Annotated in this window: 1 protein-coding gene; it reads right to left on the minus strand. The window is 50.7% G+C overall.

What is annotated here, in order from left to right; genetic code table 11:
- A partial coding sequence (locus tag A3730_RS18405; RefSeq protein ID WP_231883993.1) for a GMC oxidoreductase occupies positions 1-523 on the minus strand: 523 nt, incomplete at its 3' end.
- Positions 524-608: the final 85 nt, after the last annotated feature.

Here is a 608-nt window from a genome sequence, read left to right on the forward strand (position 1 = left end):
CGGGATGGTAGATTGTTTCAGCGCGCTGGCGAATATCCGCGTCAATCTGGTCATCACTCTCCACGCTGGAAGCCGGTTCGTCATCACCGCCAAAAGCAGAGCTGAAAGAATGACTGTGAAACACTTTTCTGGCTAGTTTCACGCCTTCACGGAGCACAAGAATATCGTCAGGATGAGAAAGATAGTTTGGGTCTATCAAAGGCGCAGCAAATGGATCGCTATTGGCCAATCGAATCTGTCCTCGACTCTTAGGCCTGAGTTGGCACACATGAATCGTACAACCAAACCCAGGCGTCAACTGACGTCCATGATCTCGAAGATAAGCCGGTAAAAAGTGTAGCTGAGCATCCGGACGATCCGACTCGCTGAGCAGGCTGACAAAAGCCCCTGCTTCCGCCGCGTTACTGGCAAGAAAGCCGCGCCGATGACGAAAATACTGGTAGAAGGCACTAATCAGCCGAGGTATAAAAAACGGTGACATGCCGATTGATTGACGGCTTTTGTCCTTGATCATGACGGTCATATCAAGGTGATCTTGAAGGTTCTCCCCAACTTCCGGCGAGTCTTGCAAACAGGTGATGCCGATTTTCGATAGGTGCTCTCGCTCT

It is taken from the genome of Alcanivorax sp. HI0044 (assembly GCF_001634945.1).